We start from the raw sequence: 19,943 nt of genomic DNA, 5'->3' as shown, positions 1-19,943 counted from the left end.
ATATCCCGGACTGATAGATCTGACGGCTCCAATAAAGGCTCATCTTCGTCTAATCTTATCGCGACAGCTGGATAACAGGCTGTGGTTAGCATAGGGACATGAACCATGAATCTGTCATTAGCCAGTCAAAAACCGTCGGCGACGACAACATTGGACGTGTTGGCCGCCTTGCGTCGTGCCAACGGGTCAGGGGATTACTTCCGCGAGGTCAGGGTGACGGAGCCGGAGCAGTGGCAACCGTCGAAGGAAGAGGCGGCCGTCTTGCTGCTGGAAGAAGATGATGGGGCATGGCCGGCCCCCGTCTGGAGCACCAGCGGTGACACCCTGGGGCTGCCGGTGTTGCCGCTTCTGGTGCAACGGCAATTTGATCGGCCTCGCCAGGGGCCGGACGTCAGGGATCCACATTTCTATTTCGTCTCCAACGGCATCGTGCTGGACGAGGGGGAGCTGACGGACCCCGCCTGCAGCCTGGTATTGCAGAGCAAGCTGGGATCCTACTTCCCGCTGCTCTCCCGCCTCATCCTGCTGCGTCAGCGTCAACCCATGGTGCTGTGCAGCTAGCGACCCATCTCCCCTGATGCAGAGTGTTCAAGCGGCGCAATATTTGTCATAAGGAACAAGGAAATATGTTACACCGGTAGGCCGGTATAACATGTTCCAACAGACCGATATGCGCCGCGAGCCATGGCGCCTGCACGCCAGACGACAATGGTTCGTGTCTGCGTCGCCACAGGAGGTGAGATGAAGATTTATGAATTGAAACGGGCCCCCAACGCCCGCCGGGTCAGGATGTTTCTGGCGGAGAAGGGGATCGAGATGGCCTATCAACAGGTCGATCTGGGCGCGGGGGAGAACCTCGCGCCCGAGTTTCTGGCCAAGAACCCGGCGGGGCGCATACCTGTGCTCGAGCTCGATGACGGCACCTATCTCAGCGAGACCCTGGCCATCTGCCGTTATTTCGAAGAACTGCATCCCGAGCCCAACCTGTTTGGCCGCACGGCACTGGAGCGCGCCACCGTCGAGATGTGGAGCCGCTTCATCGAGTTCAACCTCTGGTTGCCGACGGGCATGGCGTTTCGCCATATCACAGGTTTTTACAAGGACAGGGAGACCGTCTTCCCCGAGTGGGGTGAAGAGTGCAAGCAGCAGGCCCTGGCCTGGTTTGCCAAGCTCGATGCCAGGCTGGCCGAGCAGCCCTATGTGGCGGGGGAGCGCTTCACCATCGCCGACATCCTGGCCCTGTGCTCCATCGACTTTGGCAAGGTCGTCGATATTCGCATCGCCCCCGAACAGCGTCATTTGCAGGCCTGGCACGACAGGGTGAGTTCACGTCCCAGCGCCCAAGCCTGATACTCATGTTAGAACATTCAAGGAGTTCAAGATGATTGATCTGTATACCGCCGCCACTCCCAATGGCTTCAAGATCTCGATCGCCCTCGAAGAGATGGGGCTGCCCTACCGGGTGATCCCCCTCGACTTCTCGACCATGGAGCAGAAGCAGCCCGAGTTCCTGGCCATCAACCCCAATGGCCGCATCCCGGCCATCGTCGATCGGGACAACGGGGACTTCGCTGTGTTCGAGTCCGGCGCCATCCTTCTCTATCTGGCGGAGAAGACCGGCAAGTTGCTGCCCCAGGATCCCAAGCGCCGCTCCCAGGCCATCCAGTGGCTGATGTTCCAGATGGGCGGTGTCGGTCCCATGATGGGGCAGGCCAACGTCTTCTATCGCTACTTCCCCGAGAAGATCCCGGCCGCCATCGAGCGTTACCAGAAGGAGGGGCGCCGCCTCTTCGAGGTGCTCGACGGCCACCTGGCGAATCATGAGTACCTGGCCGACGAGTACAGCATCGCCGACATCGCCACCTGGCCCTGGGTGCGCATTCATGACTGGAGCGGTATCTCCATCGAGGGGCTGGTGCACCTGCAGGCCTGGATGGCACGGATGGAGGCCAAGCCGGCTTGCCAGAAGGGGATCACCATACCGCCGCGCAACGAGACCCCCGAGGATCAGGTCAAGCGGGCACAGCAGATGGTGACCCGCTGACGCAAGAGGATGGCCCGTGACGGGCCATCTCTTTTTCTCCTCTATCCCTCCTTCCTTGCATCTCTTTCCCCATTGCCCGCCTTGCGCCCTTGTGTTCCTGAGCCTCTCACCGAGGATGGTGTGGTGGCGGGTGGTTCATTGACGGAGTTCTGGCGGGCAAACAGGCCAGACGTGGCGGCTAAGGGCTGATGGGGAGGTGGGCTAAGGGTGTCGGAATACCGATCACGACCCTGTGAACGACCGGCTGACGGGGACTCAGACTCGTGACATTAGAAAAACTTGGGAAAGCAGATTATAAAGATTAGTTCGTTTTTTGTGACATGAATCACTAAGATTGTCGCAAGCCAAAGAGCGTCCTGCTCCTGGCGGGTGCGGGTCCTCCGCCTTGTTTCATTTCTTCACCGACCCTTGCCTGACTCCTCCTGCAGATCCCAGCCCGGAGGGTGGCGGCTTATTGATTTTTTCGGACGACAGCTATGTATCGGCACAGTTTCTATCCCCTGTTTTTCCTGACCATCCTGATGGTCGCCGTGGGTCAGATGACCCAGACCCTCTATGTGCCCTCCATTCCCATGATGGCGGGGGACTTTCACGTGGCCTCCGGCCAGCTGCAGGCGGTGATGGCCTGCTACCTGATCCCCTATGGCCTCTCCCAGTTCGTCTACGGCCCTCTGTCCGATCGCATCGGCCGTCGACCCGTGCTGCTCATCGGCATGATGGTATTTCTGGTGGGGACCCTGACCATTCAGCTCATCCCGCACTTTGCCGCCCTGCTTGCCGGCAGCTTCATCCAGGGGCTGGGCACCGGCGCCGGGGGCGCCATGAGCCGGACCGTGATGCGGGATCGCTACAGCGGCGCCGAGCTCAACCGCGCCAACAGCCTGGTGAGCATGGGGGTCATCTTCTCGCCCCTGCTGGCCCCTGTGCTGGGGGGCTGGCTGACCGAGCTGTTCAACTGGCGCGCCGGCTACTGGTTCCTGTTCGGCTTCGGCGCCCTGACCACCCTGGCCCTGCTGGCCTGGTTTGGCGAGACCTTGCCTGAGGCGGCCCGGCAGCAGCCGCTGCGCGTCGGCGCGGCCTATCGTCACGTGCTCGGCAACCCGCGCTTTCAGGGCAATCTGCTCTGCCTGATGGCCACCTTTGCGGGGCTCGCGGTCTTCGAGGCGGCGGCCGGGGTGTTGCTGGGGGATGTGCTGAGGCTGAGCGCCCGTACCGTGAGCGTGCTGTTCGTGCTGCCGCTGCCGGGTTATCTGTTCGGGGCCTGGCTCTCCGCCAGGCTGAGCTATCGCCTGAGCCAGGGCAAGCTGATGCGCCTTGGCATCGCCTTCCTGGCGCTGGGGGCGCTCATCATCCTGTTGTCCGGCCTGTTCGGGGTCGTGAGCGCCGCCTCCCTGGTGGGCGGGGCTGCGGTCTACTTCATCGGCAGCGGCATCCTTTATCCGACCGCCACCTCCTGCGCCATCGAGCCCTTCCCCGGCCAGGCGGGCACCGCCGGCGCCATTCTCGGTGGCATGCAGAACCTGGGGGCCGGGGTGGTCACCCTGCTGGCGGCCAGCTTCCCGATGACGGGGCAGGTGACCCTGGGCGCCATCATGGCCGTGATGGTGCTGATCGTGGCGCTGAGCTTTGTCTGGCTACGCCACCACGGCTCCCCCCGGGAGCAGATGGCGGTCTGATGGGCCGTACCCTGCGCAAACCCGCCCCTGTGGCGGGTTTTTTTATTTCCCCCAGGTCGCGGTGGAACAGGAGGACACCGATAAGCGCACAGGGTAAAGAGGGGAGGGGGGAACGCAGACAAAGAAAAAGCCCGTCGTGATGACGGGCTTTTTGGGTAGGTACCCCGGAGATGCCGTTGCCGGTTTGGGCCCTTGAACCGTCGGTTCAAGGCGGAGATCTAATCTGGCCGCAGGCTTCTCGGTCGGGCCGAGCATGCTCAATAGCCAGAAGGCAGACCCCCTGTTTGGTATGAATATCGGCTCGGGGACTTGAACCGGCTGACAAACACTCCAGGGAATTTCAAAACTCGGTGCGATTAGGGCTGTTGCCCCTCCTCGCTGGATTCACCGTATTGACCGTGCTCGATCAAGGCTGCCTCTATGGTGCGTTGCAGCATCTTGATCCGCTTGTCCATGGTCTCAGAGTATTGGTGGTTTTTCTCTTTTTCAAGGCAGAGCTCGTGACAGAAATTGAGCGCTGCCATGACTGCCAGCTGTTCGTTGCTGGAGACCTTGGAACGTTGACGAAGCTCGATGAGCTTGTCGGTCAGCTGGTCGGCGGCCTGGCGCAGGGCATCCTGTTGTCCCAGGGGACAGGACACCTTGTAGGGACGTCCCAAAATGACGATTTCTACGGCCTCTATGCTCATGCCTTCCTCAATACGGCGGGGCTGATTTCCGCCTTTATCCACGTGGACAACTGGGCGGGACTATATAGCGCAGATGCAGAACTTTCAAGGCCTTGCTGGCTCTGGAGAGGGGAGAATGCTAGGATCCGGGCCATAAATTCTGCATATTTGCCTGAACTTTGAGCGGATCCCCGATGAGCAAAACGAACCCCCTGAAATACGCGGCCGTGGCCGACCTGATGGAGCAGCACGAGCTGATGGCGACGGCTGTCGAGGCCCATGGCGTGATCTGCGGCCTGGTGTGCGGTGGCGTGGCACTGGACGACAAGAGCTGGTTGCCCCATTTCAACGATCTGGTCAACGACGGCTTCGGCTTGCCGGCCCCGGTGCGCCAGGTGATGACCGAACTCTATCAGGAGGTCATCGAGAGCCTGATGGCGCAAAAAGGGGTCGAGTTGCTGCTGCCGAATGACGAAACGCCCCTCGACGAGCGCATCGATGCCCTGGTGGACTGGTCCCAGGCCTTCCTCGCCGGTTTTGGCGTGGTGCAACAGGAGCTCTCCAAGGCATCCGAAGAGCTGCAGGAGATGATCCAGGACATCGCCAGCATCACCCAGGTCTCTGCGGAGTTCGATCAGGAGGACGACGAGAACGAAGCCTCCTTCCTGGTGCTCTACGAACATGTACGCCTCGGGGTCATGATGGCGTTCGAGGAGTTTGGCAAGCGCCCGGACGCACCGAGCACCCCGCCGACCCTGCATTGAGCATCCGGCCAACCCGGTACATGAGAAAGAGAGCGCCCCATGGCGCTCTTTTCTTGTCGCTGGTGGGGGGAAACCGGTTGGGACGGCACGCCGGTGCGCGGCGCCAGATCGCTTTTTTGCCCGTGGCTTCGCATCCCGCCTGCCGGCTTTGTGATACGATTGGCCCACGTTTTTTGCCTATGCCCTCTTCTCATGTCTCAATCTGATCTGGCTCACGTCGACGTGACTATCGTCGGCGGCGGTATGAGCGGCGCCGTGCTGGCCCTCTCCCTCGCCGCCCTCCGGGGACCGGATGGTGCCCCCCTGCAGATCCTGCTGCTGGAGGCGAGCGCCCCCGAGCTCAATGCCCATCCCGGCTTCGACGCGCGCGCCATCGCCCTCTCGGCGGGCACCTGCGAGGCCTTGACTCGCCACGGCATCTGGTCCCGTTTCGCCCCCCATTGCGCCCCCATCACCGACATTCACGTCTCGGATCGGGGCCACTGCGGCCAGGCCAGGCTGTCGGCGGCGGAATACGGCTTGCCGGCGCTCGGCCAGGTGATCGAACTCTCTGCCGCCGGCATCGAGTTGCAGCGGGCGCTTGCCGCCACCCCGCAGATCCGGGTGTGCTGCCCGGCCCAGCTCGCACAGATTGACCCCGACGAAGAAGGGGTGACCCTGACCCTCGCCACGAACGAGCGCTATCGGACCCGGCTGCTGGTGGCGGCGGATGGGGGCAACTCCTTCGTGCGCCAGCACTTCAAGATGCCGGTCAGTCGCCACGACTATGGCCAGAATGCCATCATCGCCACCGTGAAGACCGCCCAGGATCCCGCCGGGCGGGCCTTCGAGCGCTTCACCGAAGGGGGGCCGCTCGCCCTGCTGCCGATGCAGGAGGGGCTCTCCTCCCTGGTCTGGAGCCTGGCGCGGGACGAGGCACAGGCCCTGATGGCGCTGGATGACGCGGCGTTTCTCGCCCGCCTGCAGGAGGCCTTTGGCTGGCGCCTCGGGCGTTTCGAACGCACCGGCGTGCGCCACCTCTATCCGCTGGTGCTGACGGTGGCCGATTATCCCCTGGCCCAGCGCACCGTGCTGGTGGGCAATGCGGCTCACCTGTTGCACCCCATCGCCGGTCAGGGCTTCAACCTCGGCATGCGCGACCTTGACCTGCTCACCCGTGCCGTTGGCCAGGCGCTCCTGGCGGGGGAGGACATCGGCAGCTTCGAGGTGCTGAACGGTTACTGGCAATCGCGCCGGGAGGATCAAGCCCAGACCGTCTGGCTCACCTCCTCCTTGGCCCAGCTCTTCTCCAACGGCCACGCTCCCCTGGTGGCGGGGCGCAACCTGGCGCTCTCCCTGATGGGACGACTGCCCTGGCTCAAGGCGCCGCTGGCTTCCCGCACCCTGGGGTTCGTCACCGACCTGTGCCGGCCATGAGGCGCCGCCTGGCCCGGTGGACACGACATATCGAAGAGGCGCGCCCGCGGGCGTGGCTCCGCTGATCCCGGGGATCAGCCACGAAAGGACATAAGAGAATGCAGATGCAAGAAGTAGATGTGGTGATCGTTGGCGGGGGCATGGTGGGCCTGGGGCTGGCCGCAGCGCTCAAGAACCGTGCGCTCAAGGTGGCCATCGTGGAGGGGCAGCTGCCGGAGCCCTTGCTGGGCGAGGCGCCGGACAACAGGGTCAGCGCCCTGAGTCTGGCCAGCCAGCGCATCCTGCAGGGGGTCGGCGCCTGGGCCGGGATCGAGGCACGCCGCCTGCAGCCCTACGAGAAGATGGCGGTGTGGGAGCAGGACAGCTTTGGCCAGATCGCGTTCGACGCCGCCACCCTGCGTCAGCCGGCGCTCGGCCACATCGTCGAGAATCGGGTCATCCAGCTGGCGCTGCTGGAGGCCATCGAAGGGGCCAGCAATATCCAGATACTGACGCCGGCCCGGGCCAAGAGCCTGCAGAGCGGTCCAGCGGGATCCCTCCTCTTGCTCGAGGATGGCCAGGCCATCTCGGCCAGACTGGTAGTGGCCGCCGATGGTGCCCACTCCTGGGTGCGCCGTCAGGCCGATATCCCGCTGACCAGCTGGGACTACGGCCACCACGCCCTGGTGGCGACGGTGCGCTGTGCCGAGCCCCACGAGGCGGTCGCCCGCCAGATCTTCACCCCCCAGGGGCCGCTCGCCTTCCTGCCCCTGTGGCAGCCCGATCTCTGCTCCATCGTCTGGTCGGTGCCCGCCGCCCGGGCCGAGGCGCTGTGCGCCTGCGATGACGACTCCTTCAATCGCCAGCTCACTGCCGCCTTCGACGCCAGGCTCGGGCTGTGCAAGGTGGAGGGGGCCCGCAGCGCCATCCCGCTTACCGCCCGCTACGCCCGTGACTTTGCCCGCGAGCGTCTGGTGCTGGTGGGGGATGCGGCCCACACCATACACCCGCTGGCGGGGCAGGGGGTCAATCTGGGGTTGCTGGATGCGGCGGCCCTGGCGGAGCAGATCCTCAGGCACCACGGCATGGGGGCGGACATCGGTCTGCTCGCCAACCTGCGGGGTTACGAGCGCTGGCGCAAGAGCGAGGCCGCCCGCATGCTGGCGGCGATGGAAGGGCTCAAGCGGCTGTTTGCAGGCAGCAACCCCCTCAAGAAACTGGTGCGCGGGGTGGGGCTCTGTGCCGTCGACGGGCTGGGTCCCCTCAAACAGGGCGTGGTCCGGGCGGCCATGGGGCTGGAAGGGGAGCTCCCCGCCCTGGCCAAGGGTGAAAAAATCTAATATTACTCCGGTATTTTAACAAGAAAACTAATCTGACAAGGCTGTATGCCCCTGCGGGGTGTCAGCCTTTAATGTTGGCAATCAGCGAAACGTTTTTCTGTAAATTGTGACGAAGCGGTTAAAATCAACATTAAATCTTGTCGATGTGCGGTTTGCACTGTTTTTATCACTGTTTTTGCCTTAGTGTCTGGTGTCAGTGTATCGGGTGAGGATTAGTTTTTTTTGAGCGGCGCCACGGCGCGCTTGTCATATAATCCGCACCGTTCAAGGAATCACTCCTGCCCGCCCGGGCGGGAACGAGCACAGAGCTTGTGGTCCGTTTTTCCCGACGAGCCGGGGCGGATTGCGAGTGTTGTCGCGAACGCTTAAGGAAACACAGCGATGATCCAGACTACTGTATTGCATCCCAAACACCTGGAAGCGGGTGCCAAGATGGTGGACTTCCACGGTTGGGAGATGCCCATCAACTACGGCTCCCAGCTGGAAGAGCACCACGCGGTGCGCACCGATGCAGGCATGTTCGATGTCTCCCACATGACCATCGTCGATTTGACCGGCGATCGGGTCAAAGCCTTCCTGCAACACCTGCTGGCCAACGACGTGGCCAAACTCACCGTCTCCGGCAAGGCCCTCTACAGCGGTATGCTGACCCCGGAAGGCGGCGTCATCGATGACCTCATCACCTATTACCTGACCGATACCTTCTACCGCCTGGTGGTGAACTCCGCCACCCGCGAGAAGGATCTGGCCTGGATCCGTCACCACGCCCAGGACTTCGGCGTGGACGTGACCGAGCGCCCCGAGCTCGCCATGATCGCGGTGCAGGGGCCGAATGCGAAGGCCAAGGCGGCCAAGGTGTTCAGCGCCGAGCAAAATGCCGCAGTGGAAGGCATGAAGCCCTTCTTCGGTGTGCAGGCTGGCGAGCTCTTCATCGCCACCACCGGCTACACCGGTGAAGATGGCTACGAGATCGTGGTGCCGCAAGAGCAGGCGTGCGATCTGTGGCAGGCGCTGCTGGACAGCGGCGTGGCCCCCTGCGGCCTGGGCGCCCGCGACACCCTGCGCCTCGAAGCGGGCATGAACCTCTACGGCCAGGACATGGACGAGAGCATCAGCCCGCTTGCCGCCAACATGGCCTGGACCATCGCCTGGGAGCCTAGCGATCGCGCTTTCATCGGCCGCGCCGTGCTGGAGGCCCAGAAGGCCGCCGGCAACCAGCCCAAGCTGGTGGGTCTGGTGATGGAAGAGAAGGGCGTGCTGCGTGCCGGCATGCCGGTCACCTTCACCAGCGAGAGCGGCGAAGTGCGCGAGGGGGTGATCACCTCGGGTTCCTTCTCGCCGACCCTGGGCTACAGCATCGCCCTGGCGCGGGTGCCCCGCGACATCGGCGAGCAGGCCCAGGTCGAGATCCGCAAGAAGCTGGTCACTGTCAAAGTCACCAAGCCGGCGTTCGTGCGCAACGGCCAGCCATTGGTGTAATCATTCATTGCGGCGAAGGGAGTTCCCTTCGCCGAACCGTTTTTGTTGAAGCGATCCAAGAGCATAAAGGAAGCACAAATGAGCCATATCCCGAGCGAACTGAAATATGCCACCTCCCACGAGTGGGTCCGTGTTGAAGCCAACGGCGAAGCCGTGGTCGGTATCACCGAGCACGCCCAGGATCTGCTGGGTGACATGGTGTTCGTCGATCTGCCGGAAGTGGGCAAGCAGGTGAGCGCCGGTGAAGACTGCGCCGTGGCCGAGTCCGTCAAGGCCGCCTCCGACATCTACAGCCCGGTGAGTGGCGAGATCCTGGCCGTCAACGAAGAGCTGGAAGGCAGCCCCGAGCTGGTCAACTCCGATCCGTACGGCGCTGGCTGGCTGTTCCGCATCAAGCTGGACGACGCGGGTGAGCTCGCCAACCTGCTGGATGCCGACGGCTACCAGAACGTGGTGGACGAAGAGTAATGCCCCCGGGCCCTGCCAACACAGCAGGGCCCTCTTGTATGCCTGCCATCCTGCGGCCATGGAGGTCGCAGGAAGGGCGCAGCCTTTGCGCCTGCGGGATGCCTCTGCCGCATCCCCCGTCTGCCCGCGGCGGACACAGAACACGAGTGGAGCCGGTATCAGCCGGCTACAGGAACATCAGGTCTTGGTTATCAGAACGTCATACCAGGACTTAATTACCAGGAAATAGGGAAATGACCCAGTCACTGTTTGAACTCGAGCAAAAAACCGATTTCATCCGCCGTCACATCGGCCCGGGTGAGGAAGAACTGCGGGCCCTGCTCGCCACCGTGGGCGCCGAGAGCCTGGAGGATCTGATTGAGCAGACGGTCCCCGCCGCCATCCGCCGCCCGGGGCCGCTCGGCATCGGCGCCCCCATGACAGAAGTGGAAGCCCTGGCCAAGCTCAAGGGCTATGCCGCCAAGAACCAGATCGCCAAGAGCTACATCGGCATGGGGTATCACGACACCCACGTGCCCCACGTCATCCTGCGCAACGTGCTGGAAAACCCGGGCTGGTACACCGCCTACACCCCCTATCAGCCCGAGCTGGCCCAGGGCCGTCTCGAAGCCCTGCTCAACTTCCAGCAGCTGACCCTGGATCTCACCGGCATGGATCTGGCCAGTGCCTCCCTGCTGGATGAAGCCACCGCCGCTGCCGAAGCCATGGCGCTGGCCAAGCGCATGGCGAAATCCAAGTCCAATACCTTCTTCGTGGCCGACGACGTGCACCCCCAGGTGATCGACGTGGTCAAGGAGCGCGCGGTGCACTTCGGGTTCGACGTGGCTGTGGGCCCCGCGAGCGATGCGGTGAGCGAAGAGGTGTTCGGTGCCATGTTCCAGTACCCGGGCACCACCGGCAACGTGACCGATCTGCGCGCGTTGATCGCGGCGGTCCAGGCCCAGAAGGGGCTGGCCTGCGTCGGGACCGATATGCTCTCCCTGCTGCTGCTCAAATCCCCGGGTGAACTGGGTGCAGACGTGGTGTTCGGCAGTGCCCAGCGCTTCGGCGTGCCCATGGGCTACGGTGGCCCCCACGCCGCCTTCTTCGCCACCCGCGACGCCTACAAGCGCTCCATGCCGGGCCGCATCATCGGCGTCTCCAAGGATGCCCGTGGCAAGGCCGCCCTGCGCATGGCCATGCAGACCCGCGAGCAGCACATCCGCCGCGAGAAGGCCAACTCCAACATCTGTACCGCCCAGGTGCTGCTGGCCAACATGGCGAGCTTCTACGCCGTCTACCACGGCCCGGTGGGGCTCAAAACCATCGCCTCCCGCGTCCATCGCCTGACCACCATCCTGGCGCTGGGTCTGAAAGCCAAGGGCGTGGCCCTCAAGCACGACAGCTGGTTCGATACGCTCACTGTACTGGCAGGCGACAAGGCTGCCCTGATCGCCAAGGCCGAAGGGCTCGGCATCAACCTGCGCGCGGATCTGGACGGCGCCGTGGGCGTTTCTCTGTCTGAGACCACCACCCGCGGTGACGTGGCCGAGCTGTTCGAGCTGTTCCTGGGGGCGGGCCACGGCCTGGATCTGGAAGTGCTGGACAAGGCGGCCCAGGGCCATCACGGCATCCCGCAGGATCTGCTGCGCACCGACGCCGTGCTGACCCACGAGGTGTTCAACAAGTACCACTCCGAGACCGAGATGCTGCGCTACATCCACCGTCTCGAAGCGAAAGATCTGGCGCTGAACTACGCCATGATCTCGCTCGGCTCCTGCACCATGAAGCTCAATGCCACCGCCGAGATGATCCCGGTGACCTGGCCCGAGTTCGGCAAGCTGCACCCCTTCGCGCCGCTCAAGCAGACCCAGGGCTACCAGCTGCTGCTGGCGGATCTGGAAGACTGGCTGGTGAAGGTGACCGGTTACGACGCGGTCTGCATGCAGCCCAACTCCGGCGCCCAGGGCGAATACGCGGGTCTGCTCGCCATCAAGAAGTACCACGAGTCCCGCGGCGAGGGGCATCGCGATGTCTGCCTCATCCCGGCGTCCGCCCACGGCACCAACCCGGCCTCCGCCCAGATGGCGGGCCTCAAGGTGATCGTCACCGCCTGCGACAAGGCCGGCAACGTGGATCTGGACGACCTGCGTGCCAAGGCCGCCGAGGTGGGAGATCAGCTCTCCTGCCTGATGGTGACCTACCCCTCCACCCACGGGGTGTACGAAGAGACCATCAAGGAGGTGTGCGACATCGTGCACCTGTATGGCGGTCAGGTGTACCTGGATGGCGCCAACATGAACGCGCAGGTGGGCCTGACGGCACCGGGCTTCATCGGGGCGGACGTCTCCCACCTCAACCTGCACAAGACCTTCGCCATCCCCCACGGCGGTGGCGGTCCGGGCATGGGCCCCATCGGCGTGAAACAGCACCTGGCACCCTTCGTGGCCGGTCACGCCGTGGTCAAGACCGACAAGGAGAGCCGTGACAATGGCGCCGTGTCGGCCGCTCCGTTTGGCTCGGCCAGCATCCTGCCCATCAGCTGGATGTACATCGCCATGCTGGGGGACGAGGGGCTGAAGAAATCCACCCAGGTCGCCATCCTCAACGCCAACTACCTGGCCAAGAAGCTCGGCGAGTCCTTCCCGGTGCTCTACACCGGGCGCAATGGCCGGGTGGCCCACGAGTGCATCCTGGACATCCGCCCGCTCAAAGAAGCCTCCGGCATCAGCGAGATGGACGTGGCCAAGCGCCTGATGGACTACGGTTTCCACGCGCCGACCATGAGCTTCCCGGTGGCGGGCACCCTGATGGTCGAGCCGACCGAATCCGAATCCAAGCGCGAGCTGGATCGCTTCGTGGAAGCCATGACCGCCATCCGCGCCGAGATCGCCAAGGTGCAGGACGGCCACTGGAGCCTGACCGACAACCCCCTGGTCCATGCCCCGCATACCCAGGATGACGTGATGGATGCAGAGTGGAATCGCGCCTACACCCGCGCCGAGGCGGTCTTCCCGTCCGACGCCGTGCGCGCCAGCAAGCTGTGGCCGTCGGTGAACCGCATCGACGACGTCTATGGCGATCGCAACCTGTTCTGCTCCTGCGTACCGACCGAAGACTACGCCAACTAAGCGGCGTGCTGATCACGGACATTTAAGTTGGAAACCGTGACATTGAAGTTGGAAACCGACCATTCAAGTTGGAAACTCAAAGGCCCTGCAACAGCAGGGCCTTTTTATTTTGTGCGGTGAATATCTGTAATTAAATTACAAAAATGATCTCGGTTGGATCTTTCAGGCTGGCCAGGGTCTACCTCTTGTCAATGGCACACATAAAAGCATCATTCCAATTGATGCAAAAATAATTGGCGTTAATATTGACTCAGTAGCGTCAGATGCGACACACTGTAACTGCATCATTAACGATGAAGAGATTTTTTGTGAAGCTGAACCAAATTGCCACCATCAGTGCTGGGCACCCCTATCGCGGCAAGATCCCGGAGATCGATTCCGGCAGCATGGCCGTGGTGCAGATGAGAGATGCCTCGCCAGAAGGGGGGGTTGACTGGTCTGCCTGCCTTCGTTCTGAGCCTACCAGCAAGAAGGAGCCTGATTGGCTGCAAACCGGCGATATCCTGGTGGCGGCCCGTGGCAGCACTAACTATGCCGTGCTGGTCGATACCGGGCTTGCACCATTGTCCGCCGTAGCCGCCCCTCACTTCTATGTGGTGCGGTTGCATAGCGAGGCGCTCAGTCCCGAATTTCTGGCCTGGCAGCTCAATCAGTCCCCTTGCCAGCGCTACTTCGAGCTTCACGCCGAAGGCAGCGCGGCAAAAAGTATTCGCCGTCAGGTGTTGGAGGAGGCCCCTATCGGCATCCCGTCTCTTGAGAGACAAGCCGCCATCATGAAGCTGGTCCACAGCCTGCGTGAAGAACGAAACCTGATGCAACAACTGCAACGTAACGGCGAGCAGATGATGCAGGCCATCGCTGCCAGCCTGCTCGAACAATCCGATCAGCCTGCGAAATAGTTTCGCTGAGCAGCCCATTTTTCCAAGAAATACCCAAGGAATTGTGACTTATGACTACCTCGATAAACCAGGACGATATCAACAAGGCCCTCTGGTCTGCCTGCGATACCTTCCGGGGCACCATCAGTGCCGATACCTATAAAGATTTCGTGCTCACCATGCTGTTCCTGAAATACATCTCCGATGTCTGGCAGGATCACTACGATGGCTACAAGGCCGAATATGGCGATGAGCCGGAGCTCATTGAAGAGATGCTCAAAAACGAGCGTTTCGTGCTGCCCAAACAGGCCAGTTTCTACGCTCTTTATGAGCGTCGTCACGAGCCTGGCAACGGTGAGCGGATCGATCAGGCGCTGCACGCCATCGAAGAGGCCAACGGCACCAAGCTCAAAGACGCGGGCAAGAGCGTGTTTCAGGACATCAGCTTCAACACCGACCGCCTCGGCGAAGAGAAGCAGAAGAACACCATACTGCGCCACCTGATGGAAGACTTTGCCAAGGATGAGCTAAACCTCAAGCCGAGCCGGGTCGGCACTCTGGATGTGATCGGCAACGCCTATGAGTATCTCATCAAAAACTTCGCCGCCAGCGGCGGCCAGAAGGCTGGGGAGTTCTATACCCCGCCCGAAGTCTCCGATCTTATCGCCGAGTTGCTGGAGCCGATGCCGGGCGACACCATCTGCGATCCGGCCTGTGGCTCGGGGTCGCTGTTGATGAAGTGCGGCCGCAAGGTAGTAGCAAATCATGGCGAGAAGCACTACGCCCTCTATGGGCAGGAGGCCATCGGCTCTACCTGGTCGCTGGCCAAGATGAACATGTTCCTGCACGGGGAAGACAACCACAAGATCGAGTGGGGCGACACCATCCGCAACCCCAAGTTGCTCGATAAAAACGGCGATCTGCTGCGCTTTGATATCGTGACCGCCAACCCGCCCTTTTCGCTGGATAAATGGGGTTATGAGGAGGCGGGGAACGATAAGTTTGGTCGCTTCAAGCGAGGGCTGCCGCCCAAAACCAAAGGGGATTACGCCTTTATCCTCCATATGATTGAGACCCTTAAGCCTAAGAGCGGCCGCATGGGGGTCGTGGTGCCTCACGGCGTGCTATTCCGGGGCTCTTCTGAGGGTAAGATCCGCCAGCAGCTGATCGATGAAAACCTGCTTGATGCAGTGATTGGCCTGCCGGAAAAGCTCTTCTACGGCACCGGTATCCCCGCCGCCATTCTGATCTTTAAAAAGCAGAAGGTGGATGACAATGTGCTGTTTATCGACGCCAGCCGCGAGTTCAAGGCGGGTAAAAACCAGAACCTGTTAAGCGCGGACAATATCGCCAAAATTGTCGCCACCTACCGCAACGGCGGCAATGTCGATAAATACGCCTATCTCGCCTCGCTTAAAGAGATCAAGGAGAACGACTACAACCTCAATATCCCACGCTATGTGGATACCTTCGAGGAGGAAGAGGAGATCGATCTGCTAGCGGTGCGGGCCGAGCGCGAACAACTGAAAACCCAACTGGCCGAGCTGGAAACCGAGATGGCTAAGTATCTGAAGGAGTTGGGATATGGCGCGTAGTTTAGCTAAGAACCGTCTTCCGGCTGGATGGAAATACGATCTATTAGACAAATTTTCAACTCGTTGTAGCGGTCATACGCCTAGTAAATCTTTTCCGGAGTACTGGAATGGAGGCATTAAATGGATTTCTCTGGCAGATAGCTATCGCTTAGACCAAGGCTATGTTTATCAAACTGATAATGAGATATCTGAAGCTGGAATAGCTAATAGTTCAGCGGAGCTGCATCCAGCAGAGACTGTCGTTTTATCTCGCGATGCAGGTATAGGAAAAAGTGGTGTAATGGCTGTGCCTATGGCAGTTAGTCAACACTTTATTGCATGGAAGTGCGACAACAAGGAAATATTAAATAGTTGGTTTTTGTATAACTGGCTTCAGTTGAATAAGGCTGAATTTGAACGTCAAGCTGTTGGATCAACAATTAAGACTATTGGGTTGCCGTATTTCAAAAAGTTAAAAATCGCGGTGCCACCCTACCCAGAGCAAAATAAAATAGCCCACGTCCTCTCCACTTGGGATAAGGCTATCAGCACCACCGAACAACTGCTGGCTAATAGCCAGCAGCAGAAAACGGCACTGATGCAGCAACTGCTCACAGGAAAAAAACGCCTGCTGGATAGCAATGGGATGAGGTTTAGTGGGGAGTGGAGCTTCATCACTTTTGACGACATGTTCAAGGTTAACAACAAAAAATCAGCTCAAGTTAAATCGTCAGATTATCTTGAAGCTGGCGCTGTACCTGTTGTCGATCAGGGTAAACAGTTGATCGTAGGGTATTGTAATAATGAAGAAATCTATACCGACATTCCTGTAATTGTTTTTGGCGATCATACTCGTTGCTTAAAATGGGTGGACTTTGAATTTTGCCCAGGGGCTGATGGAACACAATGAATCGCCCCGGCTTCTCTAGACACTTTTGAGCCGTTCGAAATATTGCTTTTCACACTCTACTGGCGATAGCCCGTTGTTGAAACTGTGCCGACGCTTGGGGTTGTAAAACATTTCAATGTAATCGAACACATCCCGCCGGGCCTCCTCGCGATCCGCATAGGTTTTACGTCGGATCCGCTCGCGTTTTAGGAGCTGGAAGAAACTCTCCGCCACCGCGTTATCATGACAGTTACCACGTCTGCTCATGCTGGCCTTGAGCCGGTGCTCCCGCAAAAAATCCTGCCAGTCATAGCTGCTAAACTGGCTACCTTGGTCGGAATGAACCAACACTTCCTGCTCAGGTCGCCGTCGCCACACCGCCATCAGTAACGCGCTGATGGCTAGCTCTCGGTCGATCCTTGGCCTCATTGACCAACCAATGACTTGTCGTGAAAACAAATCCAATACTGCGGCCAGATAGAGCCAGCCTTCATGGGTTCGGATATAAGTGATGTCCGTTACCCAGACCTTATTTGGCTCAGTCACATCGAACTGGCGCTCAAGATGATTCGGTGCAACCACTGCCGGCTGGCCACCATAATGACCGGGACGGCGACGATAACCGGTTTGTGAACGTAAACCCTCATGACGCATTAATCGCGCCACCCGGTGTTTCCCGCAGGTCTCTCCCATCTCTCGCAGGTCATCCCGGATCTTACGATAACCATAGACGCCCCCGCTTTCTAGCCAACATTGCTTGATCTGGCCCAGGAGGCGTTGGTCTTCCAGGGCTCGGGCAGATAAAGGCTGGAGCTGCCAGGCGTAATAACCGCTCGGGTGGACATTCATCATTCGACACAGTCTGCGGATGGGATATGTGGACGCGTGCTCCCGGATGAAGGCGTACCTTACCCTGACAGCTTGGCAAAGTACGCGGCGGCCTTTTTTAAGATATCTCGCTCATCGGTGACGCGGCGCAGTTCAGCCTTGAGGCGCCTAATTTCGGCTTGCTGGCTGGAGTCATGCTGTTGCTGCACGTCGGGTTGGCTGTAGCGCCTGATCCAGGCGTAAAGACTATGGCTGGAAACACCAAGCCGCTCAGCAACCTCTGCCACTGGGTAATTCCGCTCAGTCACTTGCTTGACGGCGGCCAATTTGAATTCTTCCGTGTAACGTTGCTGTTTGCTCATAACACCTCCTGAATGACCTCAGTTTGAGGCTCTTGGGGTGTCTAGGAAAGTAGGGGCGATTCAGACAGCCAATACGCACAAGGCCACCCCCAGGGGTGGCCTTGTTGTTTGTGGCACCCGCGCGAACGGGCTAGTCGTCCCGGCGCGCCGCCTCGATGAGGGCAATTTCAATCTTGCCCATCTGCATCATGGCCTCGAAGGCGCGCCTCGCGGCGGCAGGGTCGGGATCGGTGATCGCCTCGGTGAGGGCCAGGGGGGTGATCTGCCAGGAGATGCCCCACCTGTCCTGGCACCAGCCGCACTCGCTCGCCTGACCGCCGTGCTCGATGATGGCGTGCCAGTAGCGATCCGTTTCAGCCTGGTCCTGGGTGGCCACCTGGAACGAGAAGGCCCAGTTGTGGCTGACCCCGGGCCCGCCGTTGAGGCCGAGGCAGGGGATCCCCATCACGCTGAACTCGACCGTCAGCACGTCCCCTTTCTTGCCGGCGGGATAGTCGGCCGGGGCCCGGTGTACGGCACCGACGGCGGAGTCGGGGAAAGTGCTGGCGTAGAAGTGCGCCGCCGCTTCGGCATCCCCGTCGAACCAGAGGCAGATCCGGTTCTTTGCTGCTTGCGTCATTTTATTTCTCCGTTGAAAACAGCGGGGCCGTTGCCGGCCAGATACTGCTATGGGGAGGGAGTGGCGGCCGATGCGGCCGCCGTGTCGGTGGCCTGTACGGCGGCACTGAGCTGCAGCTTGAATTGATCCAGCTGCGCTCTGGCCTGTTTGGCCTGTTCCGCCTGGAGTTTTCCGGTGGTTGCCGCCGTGCTGACCAGTTCGCCGCCGCACCCGGTCAACAGGGCAGCGATAAGCGGCAGCAGGTATCTGGATGTCGACATGGATCCCCCATGGCCTGGTGGTCAACAGTGTGCGCCTCCCTCGGCGAGGCCGTTCAGGGTTGAGTGTAGTGCCAGAGTGAACATGGACGCTTGAAGGGGGGTCGCTCCCTTCCGTCTCACTCCGTCACAGGCCAATGCCTTATCACTGGGGGATCTGCCAGGTTCAAGCCTTGTCCAGGCTTGAATACCCTGCTCTGCGGTCTGGCTGTCGCGACCACTCTGCCAGTTCCCGATGAACCCATGCTCAAGGGGGTATCACCAAGGCACAGTGCATGGCACGTGCCGATGCTGAGGGTGCTGACTCTGGCCAGGTCTGTTGTTGTGTGGCAGTCAAGTGCCCTCATGCGGTTGCCCCGACGCTGGATATTGGTGCAGGATGCCTGAACGGCATCATGCAAATCCGCGTGATCCACCACAAGGAGCGAGCGATGGACAGTACCCAGCGATTCTCGACCCGGGTCGAGGCCTATGTGAAATATCGCCCCGGCTACCCGGCGGCCATGCTGGATTTTCTGGCAAGCGACTTGGACATGGGGCCCCAGACCCAGGTGGCCGACATCGGGGCCGGCACCGGCATCCTGACGGCCCTGCTGGCCCCCCGGGTACAGAAGGTGTGGGCGGTGGAGCCCAATGACGAGATGCGGGGCGCGGCCAGGCGGATGCTGGCGGACGCGGGCAACATCGGCTGGCTGCACGGCAGTGCGGAGGCCACCGGCCTGCCGACGGGCTCGGTGGTTCTGGTGACGGTGGCCCAGGCGTTTCACTGGTTCGATCGCGCAGCCTTTCGGCAGGAGTGCCAGCGCTTGCTCAGACCCGGTGGCCGGGTTGCCCTCATCTGGAACGATCGACTGATGAACACCGACTTTCTCAAGGCTTACGAGGAGGGGCTGCACGCCTATTCGGGAGACTACGAGGAGGTCAATCACCGCAACCTCGGCGAGGCGGATTTTCGCGCCTTCTTCACCGGGGAGTACCGGCTCGATCGCTTCGAGAACAGCCAGCTGTTCGATCTCGACGGGGTGCTGGGGCGGCTCAACTCCTCCTCCTATGCGCCTGTCGTCGGCACCCCGGCCCACGATCAAATGACGGCGCTCATCCGCCGCGAGTTCGAGCGCCATGCGGTGAACGGCAAGATAGCCTTCAACTACAGCACCCTGGTCTACAGCGGCCGGGTATGAGGCCGGAGATGACAAGGCCCTCGCCACGGGTGCGAGGGCCTTGTGTTAAGTGGCTGGCTCTCGCATCGGGATGATGCGAAGCAGCCTGTCGCAGGGGACGGTGACGCTAGCCTTTATCGATGCCGAGGATGGTCATGGCCTTGGCCAGGGTATCGACCGATTCCTGATGCTTGCCCGCCTTGTGCAGGTTCTCTCCGTCCGCTCTCAACTGCTTCACCTCGGCCAGCTGTTCGGCACTGAGGGCCGGGCCGGCGGCCAGGGCATCATCGATCTTCTTCATGTCCATGGGACAGTGGAAGGCGAGGACGCCGCCGGAGAAGAGCAGGGCGGTCAACAACAGCATGAGTCTCATCTTGACGATCTCCGTGATGGAACCCGTTAAGCATAGTCCCGGGCTGGCAGGCGGGTTGA

General features: G+C 61.0%; 19 protein-coding genes and 1 other RNA gene. 14 read left to right on the top strand and 6 right to left on the bottom strand.

Annotated features, from left to right (window positions below; all coding sequences use genetic code 11):
• The first annotated feature begins 105 nt into the window (after positions 1 to 105).
• The 4 genes from I6L45_RS18360 (at position 106) to emrD (ending at position 3,720) form a co-directional block, all read left to right on the top strand.
• Positions 106 to 561, top strand: a complete 456-nt coding sequence (locus I6L45_RS18360) for a hypothetical protein (RefSeq protein WP_216982872.1) — start codon at positions 106 to 108, stop codon at positions 559 to 561.
• A gap of 180 nt (positions 562 to 741) precedes the next feature.
• Positions 742 to 1,350 carry a glutathione S-transferase family protein gene (locus I6L45_RS18355; protein ID WP_216982871.1) on the top strand — a complete coding sequence of 203 codons (609 nt, stop codon included), beginning with the start codon at positions 742 to 744 and terminating at the stop codon, positions 1,348 to 1,350.
• A 31-nt stretch (positions 1,351 to 1,381) separates the two neighbouring features.
• A complete protein-coding gene (locus I6L45_RS18350; RefSeq protein ID WP_210549949.1) occupies positions 1,382 to 2,044 on the top strand; it encodes a glutathione S-transferase family protein in 663 nt (220 codons plus the stop codon).
• A gap of 476 nt (positions 2,045 to 2,520) precedes the next feature.
• Complete coding sequence (emrD, locus tag I6L45_RS18345) at positions 2,521 to 3,720, top strand: multidrug efflux MFS transporter EmrD (RefSeq protein WP_216982870.1); 1,200 nt, start codon at positions 2,521 to 2,523, stop codon at positions 3,718 to 3,720.
• 157 nt (positions 3,721 to 3,877) lie between these two features.
• Here the strand turns inward: emrD and ssrS are convergent.
• Both ssrS and zapA read right to left on the bottom strand, forming a co-directional pair.
• A non-coding RNA gene (gene ssrS, locus I6L45_RS18340) (6S RNA) lies at positions 3,878 to 4,060 on the bottom strand.
• Positions 4,061 to 4,076: 16 nt separating this feature from the next.
• Positions 4,077 to 4,409, bottom strand: coding sequence for a cell division protein ZapA (zapA, locus tag I6L45_RS18335; protein ID WP_043759835.1), 333 nt, complete (start codon positions 4,407 to 4,409; stop codon positions 4,077 to 4,079).
• A 173-nt stretch (positions 4,410 to 4,582) separates the two neighbouring features.
• Here zapA and I6L45_RS18330 point away from each other — a divergent pair, with 173 nt between their 5' ends.
• The 9 genes from I6L45_RS18330 to I6L45_RS18290 all read left to right on the top strand — a co-directional run bounded on the left by I6L45_RS18330 (position 4,583) and on the right by I6L45_RS18290 (position 16,306).
• Positions 4,583 to 5,152, top strand: a complete 570-nt coding sequence (locus tag I6L45_RS18330) for a UPF0149 family protein (RefSeq protein ID WP_134695620.1) — start codon at positions 4,583 to 4,585, stop codon at positions 5,150 to 5,152.
• A 192-nt stretch (positions 5,153 to 5,344) separates the two neighbouring features.
• Positions 5,345 to 6,568, top strand: a complete 1,224-nt coding sequence (gene ubiH / locus I6L45_RS18325) for a 2-octaprenyl-6-methoxyphenyl hydroxylase (protein WP_216982869.1) — start codon at positions 5,345 to 5,347, stop codon at positions 6,566 to 6,568.
• Positions 6,569 to 6,666: 98 nt separating this feature from the next.
• On the top strand, positions 6,667 to 7,887 hold the full coding sequence (locus I6L45_RS18320; RefSeq protein ID WP_216982868.1) for an FAD-dependent 2-octaprenylphenol hydroxylase: 1,221 nt from the start codon (positions 6,667 to 6,669) through the stop codon (positions 7,885 to 7,887).
• Positions 7,888 to 8,268: 381 nt separating this feature from the next.
• On the top strand, positions 8,269 to 9,366 hold the full coding sequence (gene gcvT / locus I6L45_RS18315; protein WP_216982867.1) for a glycine cleavage system aminomethyltransferase GcvT: 1,098 nt from the start codon (positions 8,269 to 8,271) through the stop codon (positions 9,364 to 9,366).
• A gap of 78 nt (positions 9,367 to 9,444) precedes the next feature.
• The gene (gene gcvH / locus I6L45_RS18310; protein WP_042076214.1) at positions 9,445 to 9,834 is read left to right on the top strand and encodes a glycine cleavage system protein GcvH; all 390 of its coding nucleotides are present in this window, start codon (positions 9,445 to 9,447) and stop codon (positions 9,832 to 9,834) included.
• Positions 9,835 to 10,067: 233 nt separating this feature from the next.
• Positions 10,068 to 12,944, top strand: coding sequence for an aminomethyl-transferring glycine dehydrogenase (gene gcvP / locus I6L45_RS18305; protein ID WP_216982866.1), 2,877 nt, complete (start codon positions 10,068 to 10,070; stop codon positions 12,942 to 12,944).
• Positions 12,945 to 13,252: 308 nt separating this feature from the next.
• Positions 13,253 to 13,843, top strand: a complete 591-nt coding sequence (locus I6L45_RS18300) for a restriction endonuclease subunit S (protein ID WP_254204346.1) — start codon at positions 13,253 to 13,255, stop codon at positions 13,841 to 13,843.
• A gap of 50 nt (positions 13,844 to 13,893) precedes the next feature.
• Positions 13,894 to 15,417, top strand: coding sequence for a type I restriction-modification system subunit M (locus I6L45_RS18295; RefSeq protein ID WP_216982864.1), 1,524 nt, complete (start codon positions 13,894 to 13,896; stop codon positions 15,415 to 15,417).
• Positions 15,407 to 16,306 carry a restriction endonuclease subunit S gene (locus I6L45_RS18290; protein ID WP_216982863.1) on the top strand — a complete coding sequence of 300 codons (900 nt, stop codon included), beginning with the start codon at positions 15,407 to 15,409 and terminating at the stop codon, positions 16,304 to 16,306. Before I6L45_RS18295 ends, I6L45_RS18290 begins: the two co-directional genes overlap by 11 nt.
• A gap of 15 nt (positions 16,307 to 16,321) precedes the next feature.
• On the opposite strand, the gene I6L45_RS18285 is transcribed toward I6L45_RS18290, so the two are convergent.
• The 3 genes from I6L45_RS18285 to I6L45_RS18275 form a co-directional block, all read right to left on the bottom strand.
• Positions 16,322 to 17,475 (bottom strand): IS3 family transposase gene (locus I6L45_RS18285; protein WP_216982260.1). Its coding sequence is split into 2 segments (ribosomal slippage): positions 16,322 to 17,238 and positions 17,238 to 17,475, totalling 1,155 coding nucleotides; the frame shifts between segments, so codons are not numbered across the junction.
• 130 nt (positions 17,476 to 17,605) lie between these two features.
• On the bottom strand, positions 17,606 to 18,094 hold the full coding sequence (locus I6L45_RS18280) for a VOC family protein (RefSeq protein WP_216982862.1): 489 nt from the start codon (positions 18,092 to 18,094) through the stop codon (positions 17,606 to 17,608).
• A gap of 47 nt (positions 18,095 to 18,141) precedes the next feature.
• A complete protein-coding gene (locus I6L45_RS18275; protein ID WP_210549961.1) occupies positions 18,142 to 18,354 on the bottom strand; it encodes a hypothetical protein in 213 nt (70 codons plus the stop codon).
• Positions 18,355 to 18,782: 428 nt separating this feature from the next.
• Here I6L45_RS18275 and I6L45_RS18270 point away from each other — a divergent pair, with 428 nt between their 5' ends.
• Positions 18,783 to 19,532: a class I SAM-dependent methyltransferase gene (locus tag I6L45_RS18270; RefSeq protein ID WP_216982861.1), complete on the top strand. Its 750-nt coding sequence runs from the start codon at positions 18,783 to 18,785 to the stop codon at positions 19,530 to 19,532.
• Positions 19,533 to 19,638: 106 nt separating this feature from the next.
• Here I6L45_RS18270 and I6L45_RS18265 read toward each other — a convergent pair whose 3' ends face one another.
• Positions 19,639 to 19,884, bottom strand: a complete 246-nt coding sequence (locus I6L45_RS18265; protein ID WP_210549963.1) for a hypothetical protein — start codon at positions 19,882 to 19,884, stop codon at positions 19,639 to 19,641.
• Positions 19,885 to 19,943: the final 59 nt, after the last annotated feature.

Origin of the sequence: Aeromonas sp. FDAARGOS 1415 (assembly GCF_019048365.1) — a bacterium.
Classification (GTDB): Bacteria; Pseudomonadota; Gammaproteobacteria; order Enterobacterales; family Aeromonadaceae; genus Aeromonas; species Aeromonas taiwanensis.
Note: the sequence above shows the minus strand (reverse complement) of the source record. Positions and strands in the feature narration are given on the sequence as shown.

What these genes read in the sequence shown, in the direction of transcription:
- I6L45_RS18360 (WP_216982872.1), top strand. Translation starts at nt 106, where the DNA reads ATGAATCTGTCATTAGCCAGTCAAAAACCGTCGGCGACGACAACATTG.
- I6L45_RS18355 (WP_216982871.1), top strand. Translation starts at nt 742, where the DNA reads ATGAAGATTTATGAATTGAAACGGGCCCCCAACGCCCGCCGGGTCAGG.
- I6L45_RS18350 (WP_210549949.1), top strand. Translation starts at nt 1,382, where the DNA reads ATGATTGATCTGTATACCGCCGCCACTCCCAATGGCTTCAAGATCTCG.
- emrD (WP_216982870.1), top strand. Translation starts at nt 2,521, where the DNA reads ATGTATCGGCACAGTTTCTATCCCCTGTTTTTCCTGACCATCCTGATG.
- zapA (WP_043759835.1), bottom strand. Translation starts at nt 4,409, where the DNA reads ATGAGCATAGAGGCCGTAGAAATCGTCATTTTGGGACGTCCCTACAAG.
- I6L45_RS18330 (WP_134695620.1), top strand. Translation starts at nt 4,583, where the DNA reads ATGAGCAAAACGAACCCCCTGAAATACGCGGCCGTGGCCGACCTGATG.
- ubiH (WP_216982869.1), top strand. Translation starts at nt 5,345, where the DNA reads ATGTCTCAATCTGATCTGGCTCACGTCGACGTGACTATCGTCGGCGGC.
- I6L45_RS18320 (WP_216982868.1), top strand. Translation starts at nt 6,667, where the DNA reads ATGCAGATGCAAGAAGTAGATGTGGTGATCGTTGGCGGGGGCATGGTG.
- gcvT (WP_216982867.1), top strand. Translation starts at nt 8,269, where the DNA reads ATGATCCAGACTACTGTATTGCATCCCAAACACCTGGAAGCGGGTGCC.
- gcvH (WP_042076214.1), top strand. Translation starts at nt 9,445, where the DNA reads ATGAGCCATATCCCGAGCGAACTGAAATATGCCACCTCCCACGAGTGG.
- gcvP (WP_216982866.1), top strand. Translation starts at nt 10,068, where the DNA reads ATGACCCAGTCACTGTTTGAACTCGAGCAAAAAACCGATTTCATCCGC.
- I6L45_RS18295 (WP_216982864.1), top strand. Translation starts at nt 13,894, where the DNA reads ATGACTACCTCGATAAACCAGGACGATATCAACAAGGCCCTCTGGTCT.
- I6L45_RS18290 (WP_216982863.1), top strand. Translation starts at nt 15,407, where the DNA reads ATGGCGCGTAGTTTAGCTAAGAACCGTCTTCCGGCTGGATGGAAATAC.
- I6L45_RS18280 (WP_216982862.1), bottom strand. Translation starts at nt 18,094, where the DNA reads ATGACGCAAGCAGCAAAGAACCGGATCTGCCTCTGGTTCGACGGGGAT.
- I6L45_RS18275 (WP_210549961.1), bottom strand. Translation starts at nt 18,354, where the DNA reads ATGTCGACATCCAGATACCTGCTGCCGCTTATCGCTGCCCTGTTGACC.
- I6L45_RS18270 (WP_216982861.1), top strand. Translation starts at nt 18,783, where the DNA reads ATGGACAGTACCCAGCGATTCTCGACCCGGGTCGAGGCCTATGTGAAA.
- I6L45_RS18265 (WP_210549963.1), bottom strand. Translation starts at nt 19,884, where the DNA reads ATGAGACTCATGCTGTTGTTGACCGCCCTGCTCTTCTCCGGCGGCGTC.